Below are 534 nucleotides of genomic sequence, written 5' to 3'. Positions count from 1 at the left end.
CGCATTGTATAAACCTGTTTTAAGTAATAAAGTGCAACTTATTGGCTTTATAGTTCAACAAAATGGGATAAATGGAGATGCTTGAGAAAATTGATCAGCAATGGCTAAAAAGCTTCCATTGTGTCTACGAGAACAATAGCTTCAAAAGAGCCGCCGAGTTTTTATCTCTGCCGACATCAAATGTCAGTCGCCACATTGCGTTACTTGAAGAACAGCTTGATGTGCGTTTGTTCGACAGAACGACTCGACGAATCTGCGCAACAGACGCTGGAGAGCACCTCTATTTACGCACACAGCCTTTGTTAGACAAACTGAATGATGCGCTTGAAGAAGTGACGCAACACTCTCGTGAGGTCATGGGGCAGCTCAACGTTGTCATGCCAGATTCACCAGAACTAGCTAAAGCCGTCGTCTCTTTTTGTGCTCAGTACCCTGCTATTTCATTGAATTGCGAGACGAACCTAAGCCCTAAAGAGGACTTGCTCGATGGGTTTGACGTTATCTTGAGTTTTCACCGCGGCAAGCTTGAAGACA

1 protein-coding gene is annotated in these 534 nt (G+C 44.4%); it reads left to right on the top strand.

Annotation, left to right across the window (positions count from 1 at the left end):
* Nucleotides 1-71: 71 nt before the first annotated feature.
* A partial coding sequence (locus R7Q09_RS28085; RefSeq protein WP_318144200.1) for a LysR family transcriptional regulator occupies nucleotides 72-534 on the top strand: 463 nt, incomplete at its 3' end.

It is taken from the genome of Vibrio sp. 2130-1, from assembly GCF_033339515.1.
The sequence above is the reverse complement of the archived record's forward strand: the minus strand, read 5'-3'. Positions and strand labels throughout refer to the sequence as shown.